Origin of the sequence: Streptomyces sp. NPDC007929 (assembly GCF_042959065.1) — a bacterium.
GTDB lineage: Bacteria > Actinomycetota > Actinomycetes > Streptomycetales > Streptomycetaceae > Streptomyces.
This window is the reverse complement of the sequence record NZ_JBIBKD010000005.1, coordinates 287,949-306,844: the sequence shown is the minus strand read 5'-3', so window position 1 is coordinate 306,844 and position 18,896 is coordinate 287,949. Positions and strand designations below refer to the sequence as shown.

The following is an 18,896-nucleotide window of genomic DNA, read 5'->3' as shown; positions in this document are numbered from 1 at the left end:
GTCGTCGCCCTCATGACCATCACCGGCCGGAACAAGCCCAGCGTTGACATGCACGCGCACAGCCCCGACGCCGCCGCCGACGGCCCACCCGACCGCACTGCCGACGGCCCACCCGACGACGCCGCCGACGGCCTCCACCCGGCGCCGCAGGACCCGGCCCCTGAGCGCCCGGGCCCCCTCGGGCCACATCACCCAGCGCTGAGACCTTCCTCACAGAGCGCGCACCCCGAGAGCCGATCAAGCAAAACAGGAATGGGCGGCATCGCCATCGCGATGCCGCCCATTCCGTCGGTGCAGCCAGAGCACTTTCGTCGGTGCTCCATGGTGGGGCACCGACGGAAGTCCGTAGCCAGGGCGAATCCCCCCGTCGGTACTGATCGCTTCCCACGCTCACGTAGATCGTTTCCCACCACGGAGAGGCGTTCGCCGGTCACCCCATTCAGCCGGTGGTTCCGCCTCCTACAGCTTCACGGAGAGGTTTCCTACCGTGGCCGTTATGGTCAGCTCGCCGCCGATCGCGTGCAGGTATGCGGCCATGGTCGAGGTGTCCAGGCGGGCGAGACCCCGCTCGATCTGGCTGACCCGCCCCTGGGTGACCCCCATGGCCTTGGCGACCTGAACCTGCGTGAAGCCCTGGGCCTTTCGGAGAGCGGCCAGTTCATGTCCCCGCTCGGCGTCGACCAGCTCCGCCTTGATGGCGTCGATACGCTCACGCTTCTCGGGGGTGATGTCGGCCGTCAGGTCGGCCATGGTGCCGAGTTTCATCTGCCCTGTCCCTCCTTCTTCTCCTGCTCCAGCGCTTCAAGGTAAGCGGTGTACTTGTCGTCCGCTTCCTTGATCGCTCTGGGATACCAGGCTGCCCACTGCCGCCCGGCCGCCTTGTTGCCCGCCACCAGAAAGATGGCACGCCGTTCGGGGTCGAAGACGAACAGCATCCGGATGCTCACTGTCCCGCCGCTGCGCGGACGCAGTTCCCGCATGTTCCGGTAGCAGCTTTTCTCGATCGCACCGACCGTCGGACGGCGGAGCGCCGGACCCACCTCCTGGAGCCGTTCCAGAGCAGCTATCACATGAAGGTGGCTGTCCGGGTCCTCCTTGGCAAGCGTCTTGATCCAGTCCAGCACATCTTCAAAGAACCGCAGCTCATAAGGTTCGGCCACCACGAAAAATTAGCACTAACTAATATTTGGGGCAAGGTGCAGCATCGTCGACGACTGTGGCCTATCGCAGCGCCGCCGCCACCAGACCACGGATCTCCTGGTCCGAGACGGTTCCGCCGCCCACCAGACGATCGAAAACCAGTCCGTCGATGCAGGTCAGCAACGTGACGGTGCGATCCTCGACGCCCGCGACGCCATGCGCGGTCAGAAAGTCGCTTACGACTTGCCGCCCTGCGTTGTGCCGCGGCACGAGGATCTCCCGCAGTTCGGGGTGATGCACGCTCTCGATGGCACACGCGTAGCGCGCGAGAGAGCGTCGTCGTCCCTCTCCCGTAAGTCGCTGTTCGAGGAAGGCGGCGATCCCGGCTACCAGTTCCTCGGCGCTCTGCGGTACCGGTGTCCGGCTCCCGATTTCCTGGAGTTCCGCCTGATCGAGGGCGACCAGGCGCCGGACCAGTGCGGTGAGAAGTGCCTGACGGGTGCGGAAGTAGGCGGAGGTGGTGCCGGGCGGCAGGCCCGCCGCCCGGTCCACCGCGCGGTGGGTCAGTCCTCGCATCCCGGTCTCGGCGAGCACTGCGATGGCCGTGTCGGCAAGGACGGTACGTCGTTCGTCGGGCACCCCCCATTTCTACACCTGTAGAAGCCGGCGCTACCCTCCTTCTACATCTGTAGAAGCGATTCGACAGGGCGGCAGGATAGGGGCTGGCATGGGCGGCAGTGCGGTGGTGGTCGGGGGAGGCATCGGCGGGCTGGCCGCGGCGATCGGCCTGCGCCGGATCGGCTGAGAGGTGACGGTCGTCGAACGGGCTCGGGTCCTGGCTGACGTGGGCGCGGGCATTTCCCTGCATGCCAACGGCATCCGCGCGCTGGACGTCCTTGGCGTCGGTGAAGCAGTACGCGCTGCCGCGCGGCCCCAGTACACCGAGGGCACCCGCACGCCCGGCGGCGGATGGCTGGCCCGGATGGACGGAGCCGTACTGGAGCGCGAACTGGGCACGCCGATCGTCGGCATCCCCCGGGCCGAGGTGCACCGCCTGCTGCGCGAGGCACTGCCTGCCGAGTGCCTGGTCATCGGGGCCGAGGTGATGTCCGTCGACTGCTCGGAGCCCGGCCGGGTGCGAGTGCCGGTCAAGGAGGGCGTCCTGGACGCGGACCTGGTCGTGGCGGCCGACGGAGTGGACAGCCAGCTGCGCGGCCAGTTGTTCCCCGGTCACCCCGGCCCCATCTACAGCGGATCGACAGTGCTTCGTGCCATCACCGAGCATCCGGTGCCGTTGCGCACCGACTTCGAACTGACCTGGGGCAAGGGTGCCGAGTTCGGCCACATCGCCTTCACCGATGGCCGGGCCGAATGGCACGCGGTGCTCAACTCGCCGCCCGGCACACGGCATGCGGACACCCTTGCCGCGATGCGCCGCCGGTTCGGCGGCTGGCACGACCCGATCCCCGCGCTGCTGGACGCGACCCGGCCGGACGCGGTCCTGCACCACGACATCCACGAACTGGCAACGCCCTTGCCCGCCTTCACCGATGGCCGGGTCGTGCTGCTCGGTGACGCGGCACACGCCATGACCCCGAACCTCGGCCAGAGCGCCTGCCAGGCATTGGAGGACGCGGCCGCCCTGGCCGCCGCGCTCGCCACCGAGCCCACGGTCGAATCGGCACTGGCCCGCTACGACGCCGAGCGCCGCCCGCGCACCCAGTCAGTGGCCCGGGCCGCGCGCCAGGCCGGCCGGATGGGCCAGCAACTTTCACACCCTCTTGCCGTGGCCCTGCGCAATACGGGACTCCGGCTGGCCCCTTCCGGCGTTACCGTCCGGGCCATCCTGCGGCACGCCGACTGGACTCCGCCAAGCCTGGACTGACGCCACCTCGGATCGCAATGGGAGCGATTGACTAAAGGAAAGGTTACCTTGGTCGGTTACCTTTCCACCGCGAGCATCCCGACTTACCTCTTTCTGGGCTGCTTTCCGCTGCCGTCGCGCCAGCAGGGCAACCGGAAAGGCAAGTCCGAATCGACAGGATCCGCCCCTTACCTTTCCACCCTTACCCCTGCGATTTCCTTGATTCCTTCTGTTTCGTTATAGGGATCTGCACGATCAAGATTTCGCTGGGCTACGGTTCCGCCATGACATTAGACTTTCCCGATTGGGACGAGATGGCGGCCGAGCCGGAAAAGCTCGTGGTCAAGCTGGAGGAGGGCCTTACGGACTTGCAGGGACAGGTACGTCTCATGCGCGAGCGGCTCAAGACGGCCCGGCGTCTCGTCGAGGTCAAGGCGGATGTCGATTACCTCAGGCAGCACAACGCGCCTCGTCCCAAAGGAAGATCCGCCGACCAGGCCGAGGACGATGATCACCAGCCGGAGGGGGGCGAGGGCAGCGGGCTGACCCGCAAGACCCAGGTGATCCAGTTGCCGGGGCAGCAGCCCGAACGGCACTGGAAAGCGGCGGAGATCGCGGAACTGCTGGATATAGACAACCATTGGGCCATCAGCCCCGGCATGCGCGAACACTTCGGAATTCCCGAACGCCCTGATGACGCCCGCGGTTTCGAGGCCGGATACGCCGTCGTCCGGCGCCTGTTCCACCGGCTCACCGACACCATGGACCCCTCGCCGCTGCCCAAGAACCATCGCCTCGACAAGGCCACCGCTCGCCGCCTCCAGGCCGCCGCCGACCCCGCTGCGATACAGCACCACGCAGCGCTCCTGCTGCGCACCGGCAACGCCGTCGTCGACGCCTCCCTCACCCGGATCCGGCCGCACCTCGACGCGCACTGGGACGGCTCCACCGCCCTCGACGCCACCCCCGTGCGCACCTACTCCCGCGGCCTGCGCACCACCGGCCCGGACCTGGCCACCGATCCCGACGCCGGCTGGTACGTCCGCGACGGCGACCACCGCGACCCCGACACCCTCCCGGCCCAGACCACCAAGAACACGAAGAAGAACGGCAAGCGGCAACGCACCACCGCCAAGGCGATGTTCGGCTACGACGCCACCCTCGCCATCGCACGCAACCCCCACCACGACGGGACACCCCGCCCCGACGGCGCCGCCGACCCCCGCGTCCCGCCCGCCGTGGTCACCGGCTTCACCTGGAAAAGCCCGGCCACGCCCCCGGGCCCAACGCCGTCCGAGTCCTGGCCGACGTCCGCCGACGCGGGCACCCCGCCGGTTTCCTCGCCGGTGACCGCGCCTACAACAACAGCGCCCCCGACGACTTTCAGCTCCCCGCTCGCGCCCTGGGCTACCGGCTCGTCTTCGACTACCGCCAGGACCAGCTCGGCATCCAGGCCGGCACCGCCGGAGCCCAGCTCATCGAAGGCACCTGGTACTGCCCCGCGCTCCCTTCAGCTCTGGTCACCGCGACCAGAGACCTCCACAGCGAAGCCATCGACCAGGAGACCTGGATCCGCCGGATCGCCGCCCGGATCCCGTTCCAGCTCGTCCCCAAGCAACATCCCGACCTCGAAGGTCACCAGCGGATGTTCTGCCCGGCCGCCGCCGGACGCGTCCAGTGCCCGATCAATACCTCCAGCCTCGGCCGCGACCCACGCCTGCCCCTGGCCGACCCCGAGCCGTCTCCCGCCGGACCGGCCAAGATCTGCGCCCAGCAGTCGATCACCATCCCACCGGAGGTCGGAGCCCAGCACCACCAGGTCCTTCCCTACGGCAGCGCGGACTGGCAGCGTGTCTACTTCCGGCTCCGCAACAGCGTCGAAGGCTTCAACGGCTTCGCCAAAGACCCCCTCCACGAAGCCATCGAACAGCCCGGCACCCGCCGCATCCGCGGCATCGCCGCCCAGACGGTCCTGCTGGCCTTCCAGCTCGCGCCCGCCAACCGCCGCAAGATCGACCGCTGGCTCGTCACCATCCCGCCCGACGGACAGCCACCGCACCGACGGCCGACCCGCCGCCGACCGACCAAATCTCTCGGCAGCTGGACCCCCACAGGCCACCTCACCACCTAGTGAGAGAGACCTCACACCGACAGGAAAATCACACCGCCAACAACCCCGGCGCCCCCACAGCCCGGGCCAACCAGACGCGCGCCCGCACCGCTGGATCCCCTACGAACCACGACAACAATGCAAAACGGCCGCCACCGTGACCACGATGACGACCGTTTCGTCGCTGCTCAGAAGCACCTAGCGTCGGTGCTCCATGGTGCGCGAGGGGGGAGTTGAACCCCCACGCCCTTGCGGGCACTGGAACCTGAATCCAGCGCGTCTGCCTATTCCGCCACCCGCGCATTGGGTGTGTCCTGGGTGCCTGCCCCTTGGGGCGTGGCGCCTTCCGACACCCAGAACATTAGCACGCTGGAAGGGGTGGGTTCACATCCCTTATCCCCGCAGGCAGACCCCCCACCGAACGTTCGATGCCCCTGCCACGTATCAACCCGTACCGGTTCACGTATCAACCTCGTACCGGTACCCGCCGTCTCCGCAGGAGGGGGTCGGGGTCCACAGTCAGGTGCGGGACACTGGTCTTCAGCCGCCTCTACGATCCATGCAGGCATACCGGAGACGGTCACGCGCAGCAGTACCACCGGAGGAGTTCGAAGAAGAGCTCCACAGGGAACTTCGTCATGCGTCGACACCCGTCGGCGGGGCTGACAGGGGGAACCAGCCGATCGAGCCGCGCGTGGATACGATCAGTAAGCAGTACCAGCAGTACCCGGCAAGCGGCCCACAGGGCAGTACACAGGACGGCAGCCAAGGAGGAGGTGCCCCATGGGAGTCCTGAAGAAGTTCGAGCAACGTCTCGAAGGTCTGGTCAACGGCACCTTCGCCAAGGTGTTCAAGTCCGAGGTCCAGCCCGTGGAGATCGCGGGAGCGCTCCAGCGCGAGTGCGACAACAACGCCACCATCTGGAACCGCGACCGCACGGTCGTGCCCAACGACTTCATCGTCGAACTGAGCACCCCCGACTTCGAGCGGCTCAGCCCCTACTCCGGCCAGCTCGGCGACGAGCTCGCCGGCATGGTGCGCGACTACGCCAAGCAGCAGCGCTACACCTTCATGGGCCCGATCAAGGTGCACCTGGAGAAGGCCGACGACCTCGACACCGGCCTCTACCGGGTGCGCAGCCGCACACTCGCCTCCTCCAGCAGCCAGCAGGGCCCCGGCGGCGCGGCACCCGCCGCCCCGCAGGGCTCACGCCCCGGCGGCTACGGCTACCCGCCCGCCGCGGCACCCGCCGGCGCCCCGCCCATGCCCGCCGCGCCGCCGCCCGGCGGCCGCCCCGGCGGCTACGGCTACCCGCCCGCCGCGAGCGGCCAGCGGCCCCCGGCCACCGGCGGACGCACCCGCCACTGGATCGAGATCAACGGCACCCGCCACCAGATCTCCCGCGCGACCCTGGTGATGGGCCGCAGCACCGACGCCGACGTGCGGATCGACGACCCCGGCGTCTCCCGCCGGCACTGCGAGATCCGGACCGGAACGCCCTCGACGATCCAGGATCTCGGATCCACCAACGGCATCGTGGTGGACGGGCAGCACACCACCCGCGCTACGCTCCGCGACGGCTCGCGGATCGTCGTGGGCAGCACCACCATCATTTACCGGCAAGCCGAAGGGTGAAGCGGGGGCAATGTCAGAGCTGACCCTCACGGTCATGCGGCTGGGTTTCCTGGCCGTACTGTGGCTGTTCGTGATCGTGGCCGTGCAGGTCATCCGCAGCGACCTGTTCGGGACGCGTGTCACACAGCGCGGATCGCGCCGCGAGGCAGGCAGGCAGCAGCAGGCCGCCGCCCGCCAGGCGCCGCCCCAACAGCGCCAGCAGCCCGCCGGAGGCCGACGCGGCCGCAACGCCCCCACCAAGCTGGTCGTCACCGAGGGCACCCTCACCGGCACCACCGTCGCGCTCCAGGGCCAGACCATCACCCTGGGCCGGGCGCACGACTCGACGATCGTGCTGGACGACGACTACGCCTCCAGCCGCCATGCCAGGATCTACCCGGACCGCGACGGCCAGTGGATCGTCGAGGACCTCGGCTCCACCAACGGCACATACCTGGACCGGTCCCGGCTGACGACTCCCACACCGATTGCGCTGGGCGCGCCGATCCGCATCGGCAAGACCGTCATCGAGCTGCGGAAGTAGTGCTACATCATGGATAGGCGCGAGCGGAGCGAGCACGCAGCGGCGGGCCCCACCCCGGCCCCCCGCGCGCTCCCGACCGGAGGGTGGGCAGTGTGGCTCGACACGACCGGCTGTACCCGGAGCCGACAGGCGAGGTGCGCATGAGTCTGTCACTGCGCTTCGCGGCCGGATCGCACAAGGGCATGATCCGGGAGGGCAACGAGGACTCCGGTTACGCCGGCCCCCGCCTGCTCGCCATCGCCGACGGCATGGGCGGCGCCGCGGCCGGTGAGGTCGCCTCCTCCGAGGCCATCTCCACCATCGTCGCCCTCGACGACGACGTCCCCGGCTCCGACGTCCTCACCTCCCTCGGCACCGCCGTACAGCGCGCCAACGACCAGCTGCGCTCCATGGTCGAGGACGACCCCCAGCTGGAGGGCATGGGCACCACCCTGACCGCCCTGCTGTGGACCGGCCAGCGCCTCGGACTCGTCCACGTCGGCGACTCACGCGCCTACCTGCTGCGCGACGGCGTCCTCACACAGATCACCCAGGACCACACCTGGGTGCAGCGCCTGGTCGACGAGGGCCGGATTACCGAGGAAGAGGCGACCACACACCCGCAGCGCTCACTGCTGATGCGCGCCCTCGGCTCCGGCGACCACGTCGAACCCGACCTGTCCATCCGCGAGGTCCGCGCCGGCGACCGCTACCTGATCTGCTCCGACGGCCTGTCCGGGGTGGTGTCCCACCAGACCCTGGAGGACACCCTCGCCAGCTACCAGGGCCCCCAGGAGACCGTCCAGAACCTCATCGAGCTGGCCCTGCGCGGCGGCGGCCCGGACAACATCACCGTCATCATCGCCGACGTCCTCGACCTCGACACCGGCGACACCCTCGCGGGACAGCTGTCCGACACCCCCGTCGTGGTCGGCGCCGTCGCCGAGAACCAGCACCAGCCACACGACAACGGCATCATGCAGACCCCCGCCGGCCGCGCCTCCGGGCTCGGCCGCCAGGGCCACGGCCGGGGCGGCGGCGAGTTCGGCCCGCCCGGATCCGGCGACACCACCGGCTACATCCCCGCGACCGGCTTCGACTACGGCGACGACGACTTCACCAAGCCCCGCCGCAAGGGCCGGTGGCTGAAGAGAACCCTCTACAGCGCCCTCGCACTGGCCGTCATCGGCGGCGGCCTCTACGGCGGATACCGCTGGACACAGACGCAGTACTACGTCGGCGCCGAGGACCAGCACGTCGCGCTGTACCGGGGCATCAGCCAGGACCTGGCCTGGGTCTCGCTCTCGAAGGTCGAGAAGGACCACCCCGAGATCGAACTCAAGTACCTGCCGCCCTACCAGCAAAAGCTCGTCGAGGCGACCATCCCCGAGGGCGGCCTGAAGGACGCCCAGGCGAAGATCCAGGAACTGTCGGTGCAGGCCTCCGCGTGCAAGAAGGAAGCGCAGCGGCGCGAAGCCGAGAGCAAGAACAACTCCAAGACCGGCGAAGGCGAGGCCGGGGGCACCACGGGAACCACTCCCGCCTCCTTCACGTCCAAGGCCACACCGTCGCCGAACCCGTCCAGCCCGTCGGGTTCACCGTCGGCCCCGGAGAAGTCCACGCCCCCGACCACGACCGCACCCAATTCCAGCCCCGGCCCCAGCCTCTCGGAGGAAGAGCAGAAGGTCGTCTCGCTGTGCGGTAAGCAGTAGCCGTGAGAGGCCCTGTCACACGATGAGCGGTACGAATACGTCGCACTCGCCGACGAACCACACGTCCACGATCGGCGCCATCGGCGCGCCGAGCCGGCGCAACACCGAGCTCGCGCTGCTGGTGTTCGCCGTCGTCATCCCGGTGTTCGCCTACGCCAACGTCGGCCTGGCCCTGCACGACTCGGTGCCACCGGGCCTGCTGAGCTACGGGCTCGGACTCGGCCTGCTCGCAGGCGTCGGCCACCTCGTCGTCCGGAAGTTCGCACCGTACGCCGACCCCCTGATGCTGCCGCTGGCCACCCTGCTGAACGGCCTCGGACTCGTGGTCATCTGGCGACTGGACCAGTCCAAGCGGCTCAGCAACTACGCCGACGCCGCACCACGGCAGCTGCTCTACTCGGCGATGGGCGTCGCCCTGCTGGCCGTCGTACTCGTCTTCCTCAAGGACCACCGCGTCCTGCAGCGCTACACCTACATCTCCATGGCCGGCGCGCTGTTCCTGCTGATCCTGCCGCTCGTGCCCGGACTCGGCGCGAACATCTACGGCGCCAAGATCTGGATCAAGATCCCCGGCCTCGGCACGCTCCAGCCCGGTGAGTTCGCGAAGATCGCCCTCGCGGTGTTCTTCGCCGGCTACCTCATGGTCAAGAGAGACGCCCTGGCCCTGGCCAGCCGCCGCTTCATGGGCCTGTACCTGCCGCGCGGCCGCGACCTCGGACCCATCCTCGTGGTCTGGGTGATCTCGATCCTCATCCTGGTCTTCGAGACCGACCTCGGTACGTCCCTGCTGTTCTTCGGGATGTTCGTCATCATGCTGTACGTCGCCACCGAGCGGACCAGCTGGATCGTCTTCGGTCTGCTGATGTCCGCGGTCGGCGCCGTCGGAGTGGCAAGCTTCGAGCCGCACATCCAGACCCGTGTACAGGCCTGGCTGGACCCGGCACGCGAATTCGCGCTCTCCCGCGCCGGCGTCCAGGACGGCGTCGTCCACTCCGAGCAGGCCATGCAGGCCCTGTGGGCCTTCGGCTCCGGCGGCACCCTCGGCACCGGCCTCGGCCAGGGCAACTCCGACCTCATCGGCTTCGCCGCCAACTCCGACTTCATCCTCGCCACCTTCGGCGAGGAACTGGGCCTCGCCGGCGTCATGGCGATCATGCTGCTCTACGGCCTGATCATCGAACGCGGCGTACGCACCGCCCTCGCGGCCCGCGACCCGTTCGGCAAGCTGCTCGCCATCGGCCTGTCCGGCGCCTTCGGCCTCCAGGTCTTCGTCGTCGCCGGCGGCGTGATGGGCCTCATCCCGCTGACCGGTATGACGCTGCCGTTCGTGGCCTACGGCGGATCCTCCGTGATCGCCAACTGGGCACTGATCGGCATCCTGCTGAGAATCAGCGACACGGCCCGCCGCCCCGCCCCCGCACCCGCCGCCAACCCCGACGCCGAGATGACCCAGGTGGTCCGCCCGTCATGAACAAGCCCCTGCGCCGGATCGCGATCTTCTGCGGCCTGCTCGTGCTGGCCCTCCTGATCCGCGACAACTGGATCCAGTACGTACAGGCCGACGAACTGCGAACCGACAAGAACAACCGCCGCGTCACCATCGAGCGCTACGCCTCGCCCCGCGGCGACATCATCGTCGACGGCAAGCCGATCACCGGCTCCGCCGAGTCGTCGGGCAGCGACTTCAAGTTCAAGCGCACCTACAAGGACGGCCCCATGTGGGCGCCGGTCACCGGCTACGCCTCACAGGCCTTCGGCGCCAGCCAGATCGAGAACATCGAGGACGGCATCCTCACCGGCAACGACGACCGGCTGTTCTTCCGCAACACCCTCGACATGCTCACGGGCAAGAAGCAGCAGGGCGGCAACGTCGTCACGACACTGAACGCCGCCGCGCAGAAGGCCGCCTACAACGGCCTGAAGAGGCAGGGCGGCAAGGGCGCCGTCGCGGCCCTCGATCCGTCGACCGGCAAGATCCTGGCGCTCGCCTCCTACCCGTCGTACGACCCCTCGTCCTTCGCGGGCAACTCCACGTCGAAGGACGGCGGGGCCTGGTCGAAGCTGCAGAAGAAGAACAACCCGGACGACCCGATGCTCAACCGGGCGCTGCGCGAGACCTACCCGCCCGGCTCCACCTTCAAGGTGGTCACCGCCGCCGCGGCCCTGGAGGACGAGCTCTACACGTCCGCCGACGCCAAGACGGACTCCCCGGACCCGTGGACCATGACGGGCACCAACACCAAGCTGCCCAACGAGGGCAACATCCCCTGCAAGAACGCGACGCTGCGGGTGGCCCTCCAGTACTCCTGCAACACCGTCTTCGGCAAGATCGGCGCCGACCTCGGCAACGACAAGATGCTGGACATGGCCAAGAAGTTCGGCTTCGACGAGGAGCACTTCACACCGGTCCGCGCCAACGCCTCGGTCTTCTCCGACGACATGAACCCCTCGCAGACCGCGCTGTCCTCCATCGGCCAGTACAACACCGCCGCGACCCCGCTGCAGATGGCCATGGTCGCCTCCGCCGTCGCCAACGACGGCAAGCTGATGAAGCCGTACATGGTGGACGAACTCCAGTCCTCCGGCGTCGACCCGATCGAGAAGACCGACCCCGAGGAGCTGAGCCAGCCGCTGTCGGCGGAGAACGCCCAGATCCTCCAGTCGATGATGGAGACGGTCGTCGACAAGGGCACCGGCTCGAACGCCAAGATCCCCGGTGTCACCGTCGGCGGCAAGACCGGTACCGCCCAGCACGGCGTCGACAACAGCGAGAACCCCTACGCGTGGTTCATCTCCTACGCCAAGGGCGAGGACGGCAGCTCACCGGTCGCCGTGGCGGTCGTCGTCGAGGACGACAACGCCGTCCGTGACGACATCTCCGGCGGCGGCCTCGCGGCCCCGATCGCGAGGAACGTGATGGAGGCGGTCATCGACAGCAAGAAGTGACCCCGCTCACGCCTGCTTCACATCGTTGCACGTTGCGATACCGGTCCTGTATCGGCTGACGGGCTTGGCCAGGTCACACAAAGCGAGCCGGGTACGGTAGGCCCGGACGGCAGCCTCCGACCGTACAAGCATGCCGGTCGGGACCGACGGAGAGGGCTGGTAGGTAGCTATGGAAGAGCCGCGTCGCCTCGGCGGCCGGTACGAACTGGGCCAGGTGCTCGGGCGTGGTGGCATGGCGGAGGTCTACCTCGCGCATGACACCCGCCTCGGCCGCACCGTGGCGGTGAAGACGCTGCGCGCGGATCTCGCGCGTGACCCTTCCTTCCAGGCCCGGTTCCGCCGGGAGGCCCAGTCGGCCGCCTCGCTCAACCATCCCGCGATCGTCGCGGTCTACGACACGGGCGAGGACTACATCGACAACGTGTCGATCCCGTACATCGTCATGGAGTACGTGGACGGCTCGACCCTGCGTGAGCTGCTGCACTCCGGCCGCAAGCTGCTGCCCGAGCGCTCCATGGAGATGACCATCGGCATCCTCCAGGCCCTCGAGTACTCCCACCGCGCCGGCATCGTCCACCGCGACATCAAACCGGCCAACGTCATGCTCACGCGCAACGGCCAGGTCAAGGTCATGGACTTCGGCATCGCCCGCGCCATGGGCGACTCCGGCATGACGATGACACAGACCTCCGCGGTCATCGGCACCGCCCAGTACCTCTCCCCGGAGCAGGCCAAGGGCGAGCAGGTCGACGCCCGCTCCGACCTGTACTCCACCGGCTGTCTGCTCTACGAGCTGCTGACCGTCCGCCCGCCCTTCGTCGGCGACTCCCCCGTGGCCGTGGCCTACCAGCACGTCCGCGAGGAGCCGCAGTCCCCGAGCGTCTTCGACCCCGAGATCACGCCCGAGATGGACGCGATCGTGCTGAAGGCCCTCGTCAAGGACCCGGACTACCGCTACCAGTCCGCCGACGAGATGCGCGCCGACATCGAGGCCTGCCTCGACGGCCAGCCCGTCGCCGCGACCGCCGCGATGGGCGCCGCGGGCTACGGCGGCTACCCCGACGACCAGCCGACGACGGCCCTGCGCGCCGACTCCGGCGCCGGCGCCACGTCCATGCTCCCCCCCATGAACCCCGACGACGGCGGCTACGGCTACGACGAACGCCCCGACCGACGCCGCGGCCAGCAACGCAAGTCCAACACCTCCACGATCCTGCTGGTGGTGGCCGGCATCCTCGTCCTGGTCGGCGCGATCCTGATCGGCCGGTGGGCGTTCAGCGGGGACGGGGGCGTCGGCAACGACTCCCTCGCGGCGCCCAACTTCGTCGGCGAGACGAAGAAGAGCGCCCAGCAACTGGCCGACAACTCCGACCTCGAGCTGTCGTTCTCCAACAAGCCCTGCGAAGCGCAGGCCAAGGGCAACATCTGCTCGCAGGACCCGAAGGCCGGGGACACGGTCAACAAGGGCGACACCATCTCCCTGGTCGTGTCGACGGGCGCGCCGAAGGTGACGGTTCCCAGCGTCACCGGCCTGAGTGTCGACGAGGCCAAGGAAAAGCTGGCGGGCGACAAGTACGAGTTCAAGATCGAGACGAAGCCCCGCACGTCCCCCGAGGAACCGGGCACCGTCCTGGACCAGAACCCCACCACGGGTGAAGAAGTGGAGAAGGGCTCCACGATCACCCTGACCGTCGCCAAGGAAGCCGAGAAGTCCACCGTCCCGGACGTACTCGGCCAGACCTGCGACGCGGCCAAGCAGCAGATGCAGGCCAGCGAACTGGTCGGCAACTGCACCGAGGTCGAGACCGACGACGACAACCAGGTCGGCAAGGTCATCCAGACCACCCCGCAGGCCGGCACCTCGGTCGACCCGAACTCCTCGGTCAACATCCAGATCGGCAAGAAGAAGCAGCAGGAGAAGGTCAAGGTCCCGCAGGTCGTCGGCCAGACGGTCGGCCAGGCCAAGCAGATCCTCGCGCAGGCCGGCTTCACCAACATCCAGTTCGCGGGCGGCAGCGACCAGAGCGACAACGCCCTCGTCGCCGGCCAAAACCCCGGCCCCAACCAGGAGGTCGACGACCCCGCCGCCACGACGATCACCCTCCAGACCGTCGGCGTCGGAGGCAACAACAACGGCGGCAACGGCAACGGCGGAATCTTCGGCGGCCTCAACGGCAACAGGGACGACTGACCCCGCCCGCACCACACCGACCCACCCCAGAGCCCCCGGCCCCACCCAGGCCGGGGGCTCTGCCGTACCCAGCCGACGGCAGACCCGCAAGAACGTGCGTCCATCGATCGTGTCTTCATATGTCCCGACTCGTTCACCGGGTGGGGTGGGGAATCAGAACCCCGTCCCGGCCACACGAGCCGAAGGACAGAACGTGATCAACGAAACGGCCCTGCTGGAATCACCCACCCTGCGCGGCAGCGTGCTCGACCACACGGACGTACTCGACAGGGTCAAGGCACTGTCACTGCTGCCGGACGGGATGCATGTGACGACCGCGATGGTGGCGTCGTACTTCGACGTCGGTCTCGAAGCCATCAAATCGCTCGTCAAGGACCACCGACCCGAGCTGCAAGCCAGCGGCTACCGACTGCTGACCGGCAACGAACTGAGGTCCTTCAAGAACCTCAGTGGAATCCGCTCCCGCACCCCCTCCCTCGCCCTCTTCCCCCGGCGCGCCGTCCTCAACATCGCCATGCTGCTCCGAGACAGCGAAGTCGCACGTCAGGTGCGTGTGTACCTCCTCGACACGGAATCCCTGGCACGCACACAGCCTGTGGAAAACTCCATGTCGATGGACGCTGCCTCCCTCGACGCCCGCATCGACCAGCGCATCACCCGCGTCCTGGGGACCACCGTCGTCCCCATGTTCAACGCCCTGATCGAAACGTCGAGCGAGCACCGGCGAGAGCTCATCGCCCTCCGGGCAGGCGTCCAACGGATCGAGAAGCGACTCCGACAGCACCACACCCGGCTCCAGCGGCTGGAAAGCCCCCACGAGAACCGCCCCCTCGCCGGAGTGATGGCCGCCATGGACGCCATGAACGGGCGCGAGTTCGAAGAGCACGTCGCCGCGCTGCTCCGCCGCGACGGCTGCACCGGCGTCGTCGTCCAAGGCGGCGGAAGGGACCGGGGCATCGACATCACCGCGCTCACCGCCGACGGGCGGCGCGTCGTCGTCCAGTGCAAGAGGTTCGCCCCCCACCTCTCCATCACCAGCCCCGAACTCCAGAAGTTCCTCGGAGCCGCCAAGGTCCTCCACGACTCCGAGGTGGCCCTGTTCGTGGCGACCTGCCCCTTCACCCGCGACGCCCTCAACATCGCCGCCGAAAGCGGCATCACCGCCGTCCACCGCGGCCTGGTCGAGGAATGGAGCGCCGGAACGGCCCTGCCCGTCCTGGAGTAGCCGCCCGACCGAGGCCCGACCACCAAAAGGCCCGAAGTCGCAAGGAAAAGTTGCGGCTTCGGGCCTCCGTCATGCTAGCGGCTCACCCTCCACGAGGAAGGCGATCAACCCAGTTCCTTCGGCGGTGTCCGCTCGCTGTTCACCTTCTCCACCCGCTCCAGCTCACCCCACACCACATACCGGTACGTGCTCGTGTACACCGGCGTGCAGGTCGTCAACGTGATGTAGTGGCCCGGCTTCTTCTTGCCGGACTCCTCCGGGACCTTGGAGAGGACCTTGACGTTGAACTTCGAGGTCTCCGGGAGGATGTCGTAGACCTTGTAGACGAACCACTTGTCCTTCGTCTCGAAGACGATCGGGTCGCCCTTCCTGATCTTGTCGATGTTGTGGAACTTCGCCCCGTGACCGTCACGGTGGGCGGCGAGGGAGAAGTTGCCCTCCTTGCCCGACATCGGCAGGGTCGCCTTCACGGGGTCGACGTAGTAGCCGGCGACACCATCGTTGAGGATCTTGTTCGACGTCCCCTTCTCGACCAGGACCTCACTGCCGCTCATCGCGGGAACGTGCAGGAAACCGATCCCGTTCCCGGTATCCAGCGCACCCGGCCCGCCCCGGCCGTGCGCCCAGCCCTCACGGACCTCGTCGGCCTGCTTGCCCGCCGCACGATCGGCGACCACGTTCGTCCACCACAACGAGTAGACGACGAACAACCCCAGGACCAGGCCCGTGGTGATGAGGAGTTCCCCGAAGAAGCTGACCGCCATGGCCACCGGGCCGGGCCTGCGACGCGCCGCAGGCCGCCGGGACCCCCCGCCGGTGAACTTCTCATGATCGGTGTCGGTGGTCGCTGCCACTGGTCATCTGCCCTTAACTGACGAGCGCATCCGGCTTGCCCTTGCTGCGCGGCCGTTCCTCGACCATCTTGCCCCAGACGATCATCCGGTACTTGCTGGTGAACTCCGGCGTGCACGTGGTCAGCGTGATGTAACGGCCGGGCTCGGTAAACCCGGAGCCCGCGGGCACCGGATTCAGCACGCTCGTGTTGCTCGGCGACGTCACCGGCAGGATCGACGCCATCTTGTAGACGAAGTACTCGTCCTGCGTCTCCACGACGATCGGATCGCCCGGAGCCAACTTGTTGATGTACCGGAACGGCTCTCCGTGCGTATTGCGATGCCCCGCCAGCCCGAAATTGCCGCTCTTGTCACCAGGCATCGCCGTCTTCAGCGCCCCCTCGGCGTAATGACCGACCATGCCCCGGTCGAGCACACCCTTGCTGTTCGTGCCCTCCGCGATCGGAACCACCACGTCCAGCTTCGGAATATGCAGGATCGCGAAACCCTGCCCCGGCTCGAACACCCCCGGGTTCCGCTTCCCGCTCGCCCAGTCGTTCTGCAGGCTGCTCGCCTCCCGGCCGGCCTGAGCATGCGCCCGCACGTTCGTCCACCACAGCTGATACGTGACGAACAACAGCATCAGCACACCCATGGTGATGAACACCTCACCGATCGCCCGGCTCGCGACAACCGCAGGCCCAGGCTTACGCGCCCGCGCCTGCCGCCGCGCCTCGACCCGCGACAACGGCGCCCGCGACCGGCCCGCCCCGCCCTCAGCACCGGCCTCCGCGGCCGACAGGGTGTCCGACACACCCCCATGACGCCCATGACGACGCTTGGCGGCCTTCCTACGGGCCGCACGCCCCCCAGGGGCAGGCTCACCCCGCCGAGACCCGGAAGAGCCCCCAGAGCCCCCAGAGCCCCCAGAGCGCGCAGTGCCTCCGGAGCCCGCCGTGAAGTCACCCACCCCCGGCGGCGGATCCGGTATCCGCAGCGCCACCGTCTCCTCGTCGGCAGGCGGCAGATACGCCTCCTCCGGAACAGGCTCGTACGACCCGTACGGCTGCTGCGACTGCGACGGCGGCTGAGCGGACACCCCGTACGTCTCCCCGCCCGACCACTCCTCGAACGCACCCCGCGCCCCGTACGACTGCTGCCCGTACGAGGTGTCGGACTCGCGCTCGGGGCGCAGGGCGGTCACGCCGAGGCCCTGCCCACCACCGGGGCGAGCCCGGCCGACCTCGCCACCGCACCCTGGTCACCACACTCCACCAGCCAGTTGGCCAGCATCCGGTGCCCATGCTCCGTCAACACCGACTCCGGATGGAACTGCACACCCTCGACCGGCAGTTCACGGTGCCGCAGCCCCATCACGATCCCGTCGTGCGTACGCGCGGTGACCTCCAGCTCCGCCGGAACCGTCGCCGGCTCAGCGGCCAGCGAGTGATACCGCGTCGCCGTGAAAGGCGAAGGCAGACCGGCGAAGACACCACCACCACCGTGCTCGACCAGCGAGGTCTTGCCATGCAGCAGCTCCGGCGCCCGATCCACCACCCCGCCGTACGCCACCTGCATCGACTGCATGCCCAGGCAGACACCGAACACCGGAACACCCGTGTCGGCGCAGTGCCGCACCATGTCCACGCACACCCCCGCCTGCTCGGGCGTGCCGGGCCCCGGAGACAGCAGAACCCCGTCGAAACCGTCCTGGGCGTGCGCCGTCGACACCTCGTCATTGCGCAGCACCTCACACTCGGCACCGAGCTGATAGAGGTACTGGACCAGGTTGAAGACAAAGCTGTCGTAGTTGTCGACGACGAGAATGCGCGCGCTCACTGGTTGTCCACCGTCACATCGTTGAAGGGCAGCAGCGGTTCCGCCCACGGGAAGACGTACTGGAAGAGGACGTAGACCACGGCCACGACCAGGACGAGTGAGATCACTGCCTTCACCCACGTGCTCCCCGGCAGATGCCGCCAGATCCAGCCGTACATGCCGTCCCTTCCGTCGTACCACGGCACCAGACCCACGCCGTACAGCCACCAGACTAACGGCGCAACGCCTCCGGTTTCCCGGCCTCCACAGGCTGGGTGGAGTCCAGGTGCGCCCAGACGATCAGACGGTGACTGTGCCCCCACTCCGGTTCGCACGTGGTCAACGTCAGATACCGGCCCGAACGCGTGTACCCGGAAGTACGTGGCACAGGGTCGATCACCTCGATGTCCGAGGGCACTGTTTTGTACGGGCCTTTGTCGATCCGATACGTGAACCAGGTCGTGCCGTCGGTCAGCACCACGGCATCACCCCGCCTGAGCTCGGGAAAGTCCTTGAACGGGTCCCCGTAGGTGCGGCGGTGACCGGCGACCGCGAAATTCCCCCTCTGCCCGAGCTGAGCCGTCTCGGCATAGTGACCGAGCCCTTTCTTCAGCGTGCCGGTCGCCGTCCCCTCCAGCACGGGCTTGTTCCACGTGAAACCAAGCCGCGGGATGTACATGATCGCGAAAGGCCTGCCCTCGGCGTAGGGCCCCGGCTTCACCGGCCCCACAGGGGACCCGGCGGCCGGCGGACGGGGCTTGGACCACTCCCTGCGCAGCAGGTCGATCTGATCGTCCATGACACCGTCGGCCTTCACCCCGGTCCAGAACAGCACATAGACGACGAACAGCACGATCAGACTGCCGACGGTGATACACAGTTCGCTGACGGTCCTGACGATCACGCGCACCGGCAGCTCC

18 protein-coding genes, 1 tRNA gene and 1 pseudogene are annotated in these 18,896 nt (G+C 68.2%); 9 read left to right on the top strand and 11 right to left on the bottom strand.

Annotation, left to right across the window (positions count from 1 at the left end):
* Nucleotides 1–459: 459 nt before the first annotated feature.
* From ACFZDE_RS18890 to ACFZDE_RS18880, 3 genes are all read right to left on the bottom strand, one after another.
* The gene (locus tag ACFZDE_RS18890; protein WP_391200843.1) at nucleotides 460–765 is read right to left on the bottom strand and encodes a helix-turn-helix domain-containing protein; all 306 of its coding nucleotides are present in this window, start codon (nucleotides 763–765) and stop codon (nucleotides 460–462) included.
* Nucleotides 762–1,160, bottom strand: a complete 399-nt coding sequence (locus ACFZDE_RS18885; RefSeq protein ID WP_391200841.1) for a type II toxin-antitoxin system RelE/ParE family toxin — start codon at nucleotides 1,158–1,160, stop codon at nucleotides 762–764. The genes ACFZDE_RS18890 and ACFZDE_RS18885 overlap by 4 nt, the downstream gene beginning before the upstream one ends.
* A gap of 61 nt (nucleotides 1,161–1,221) precedes the next feature.
* Nucleotides 1,222–1,779 (bottom strand): TetR family transcriptional regulator, encoded by a 558-nt coding sequence (locus tag ACFZDE_RS18880; protein WP_391200839.1) that lies wholly within the window; start codon nucleotides 1,777–1,779, stop codon nucleotides 1,222–1,224.
* A gap of 88 nt (nucleotides 1,780–1,867) precedes the next feature.
* On the opposite strand from ACFZDE_RS18880, the pseudogene ACFZDE_RS18875 reads away from it, so the two are divergent.
* Nucleotides 1,868–3,025, top strand: a pseudogene (locus ACFZDE_RS18875) (FAD-dependent monooxygenase).
* Between the two features lie 269 nt (nucleotides 3,026–3,294).
* Here the strand turns inward: ACFZDE_RS18875 and ACFZDE_RS18870 are convergent.
* Nucleotides 3,295–3,939: a hypothetical protein gene (locus ACFZDE_RS18870; protein ID WP_391201425.1), complete on the bottom strand. Its 645-nt coding sequence runs from the start codon at nucleotides 3,937–3,939 to the stop codon at nucleotides 3,295–3,297.
* A gap of 575 nt (nucleotides 3,940–4,514) precedes the next feature.
* Nucleotides 4,515–4,643 (bottom strand): hypothetical protein, encoded by a 129-nt coding sequence (locus ACFZDE_RS18865; protein ID WP_391201422.1) that lies wholly within the window; start codon nucleotides 4,641–4,643, stop codon nucleotides 4,515–4,517.
* Between the two features lie 6 nt (nucleotides 4,644–4,649).
* Between ACFZDE_RS18865 and ACFZDE_RS18860 the strand changes: the two genes are divergently transcribed.
* On the top strand, nucleotides 4,650–5,135 hold the full coding sequence (locus ACFZDE_RS18860) for a hypothetical protein (RefSeq protein ID WP_391201419.1): 486 nt from the start codon (nucleotides 4,650–4,652) through the stop codon (nucleotides 5,133–5,135).
* 194 nt (nucleotides 5,136–5,329) lie between these two features.
* Here ACFZDE_RS18860 and ACFZDE_RS18855 read toward each other — a convergent pair.
* Nucleotides 5,330–5,416 (bottom strand) — tRNA-Leu (locus ACFZDE_RS18855).
* 481 nt (nucleotides 5,417–5,897) lie between these two features.
* Here ACFZDE_RS18855 and ACFZDE_RS18850 point away from each other — a divergent pair.
* From ACFZDE_RS18850 to ACFZDE_RS18820, 7 genes are all read left to right on the top strand, one after another.
* Entirely contained in the window at nucleotides 5,898–6,749 is an 852-nt protein-coding gene (locus ACFZDE_RS18850; protein ID WP_390998579.1) for an FhaA domain-containing protein, read from the top strand.
* A gap of 10 nt (nucleotides 6,750–6,759) precedes the next feature.
* Nucleotides 6,760–7,272: an FHA domain-containing protein gene (locus tag ACFZDE_RS18845; protein ID WP_033309926.1), complete on the top strand. Its 513-nt coding sequence runs from the start codon at nucleotides 6,760–6,762 to the stop codon at nucleotides 7,270–7,272.
* 140 nt (nucleotides 7,273–7,412) lie between these two features.
* The gene (locus ACFZDE_RS18840; protein ID WP_390998575.1) at nucleotides 7,413–8,963 is read left to right on the top strand and encodes a Stp1/IreP family PP2C-type Ser/Thr phosphatase; all 1,551 of its coding nucleotides are present in this window, start codon (nucleotides 7,413–7,415) and stop codon (nucleotides 8,961–8,963) included.
* Between the two features lie 22 nt (nucleotides 8,964–8,985).
* Nucleotides 8,986–10,434, top strand: a complete 1,449-nt coding sequence (locus tag ACFZDE_RS18835) for an FtsW/RodA/SpoVE family cell cycle protein (RefSeq protein WP_390998573.1) — start codon at nucleotides 8,986–8,988, stop codon at nucleotides 10,432–10,434.
* Nucleotides 10,431–11,909 (top strand): penicillin-binding transpeptidase domain-containing protein, encoded by a 1,479-nt coding sequence (locus ACFZDE_RS18830; protein WP_391200836.1) that lies wholly within the window; start codon nucleotides 10,431–10,433, stop codon nucleotides 11,907–11,909. Before ACFZDE_RS18835 ends, ACFZDE_RS18830 begins: the two co-directional genes overlap by 4 nt.
* 169 nt (nucleotides 11,910–12,078) lie before the next feature.
* Nucleotides 12,079–14,100 (top strand): Stk1 family PASTA domain-containing Ser/Thr kinase, encoded by a 2,022-nt coding sequence (gene pknB, locus ACFZDE_RS18825; protein WP_391200834.1) that lies wholly within the window; start codon nucleotides 12,079–12,081, stop codon nucleotides 14,098–14,100.
* 193 nt (nucleotides 14,101–14,293) lie between these two features.
* The gene (locus tag ACFZDE_RS18820; RefSeq protein ID WP_391200832.1) at nucleotides 14,294–15,325 is read left to right on the top strand and encodes a restriction endonuclease; all 1,032 of its coding nucleotides are present in this window, start codon (nucleotides 14,294–14,296) and stop codon (nucleotides 15,323–15,325) included.
* Nucleotides 15,326–15,429: 104 nt separating this feature from the next.
* On the opposite strand, the gene ACFZDE_RS18815 is transcribed toward ACFZDE_RS18820, so the two are convergent.
* Genes ACFZDE_RS18815 through ACFZDE_RS18795 form a run of 5 tightly spaced genes read right to left on the bottom strand, consistent with a single transcriptional unit; the run spans nucleotide 15,430 to nucleotide 18,886 of the window.
* Nucleotides 15,430–16,179: a class E sortase gene (locus ACFZDE_RS18815; RefSeq protein WP_391200830.1), complete on the bottom strand. Its 750-nt coding sequence runs from the start codon at nucleotides 16,177–16,179 to the stop codon at nucleotides 15,430–15,432.
* 13 nt (nucleotides 16,180–16,192) lie between these two features.
* Nucleotides 16,193–17,362 (bottom strand): class E sortase, encoded by a 1,170-nt coding sequence (locus ACFZDE_RS18810; RefSeq protein ID WP_391200828.1) that lies wholly within the window; start codon nucleotides 17,360–17,362, stop codon nucleotides 16,193–16,195.
* Nucleotides 17,359–17,997 (bottom strand): aminodeoxychorismate/anthranilate synthase component II, encoded by a 639-nt coding sequence (locus tag ACFZDE_RS18805; RefSeq protein WP_306927411.1) that lies wholly within the window; start codon nucleotides 17,995–17,997, stop codon nucleotides 17,359–17,361. Before ACFZDE_RS18805 ends, ACFZDE_RS18810 begins: the two co-directional genes overlap by 4 nt.
* Nucleotides 17,994–18,191: a hypothetical protein gene (locus tag ACFZDE_RS18800; protein ID WP_390999147.1), complete on the bottom strand. Its 198-nt coding sequence runs from the start codon at nucleotides 18,189–18,191 to the stop codon at nucleotides 17,994–17,996. The genes ACFZDE_RS18805 and ACFZDE_RS18800 overlap by 4 nt, the downstream gene beginning before the upstream one ends.
* A gap of 17 nt (nucleotides 18,192–18,208) precedes the next feature.
* The gene (locus tag ACFZDE_RS18795; protein ID WP_390998556.1) at nucleotides 18,209–18,886 is read right to left on the bottom strand and encodes a class E sortase; all 678 of its coding nucleotides are present in this window, start codon (nucleotides 18,884–18,886) and stop codon (nucleotides 18,209–18,211) included.
* Nucleotides 18,887–18,896 lie beyond the last annotated feature (10 nt).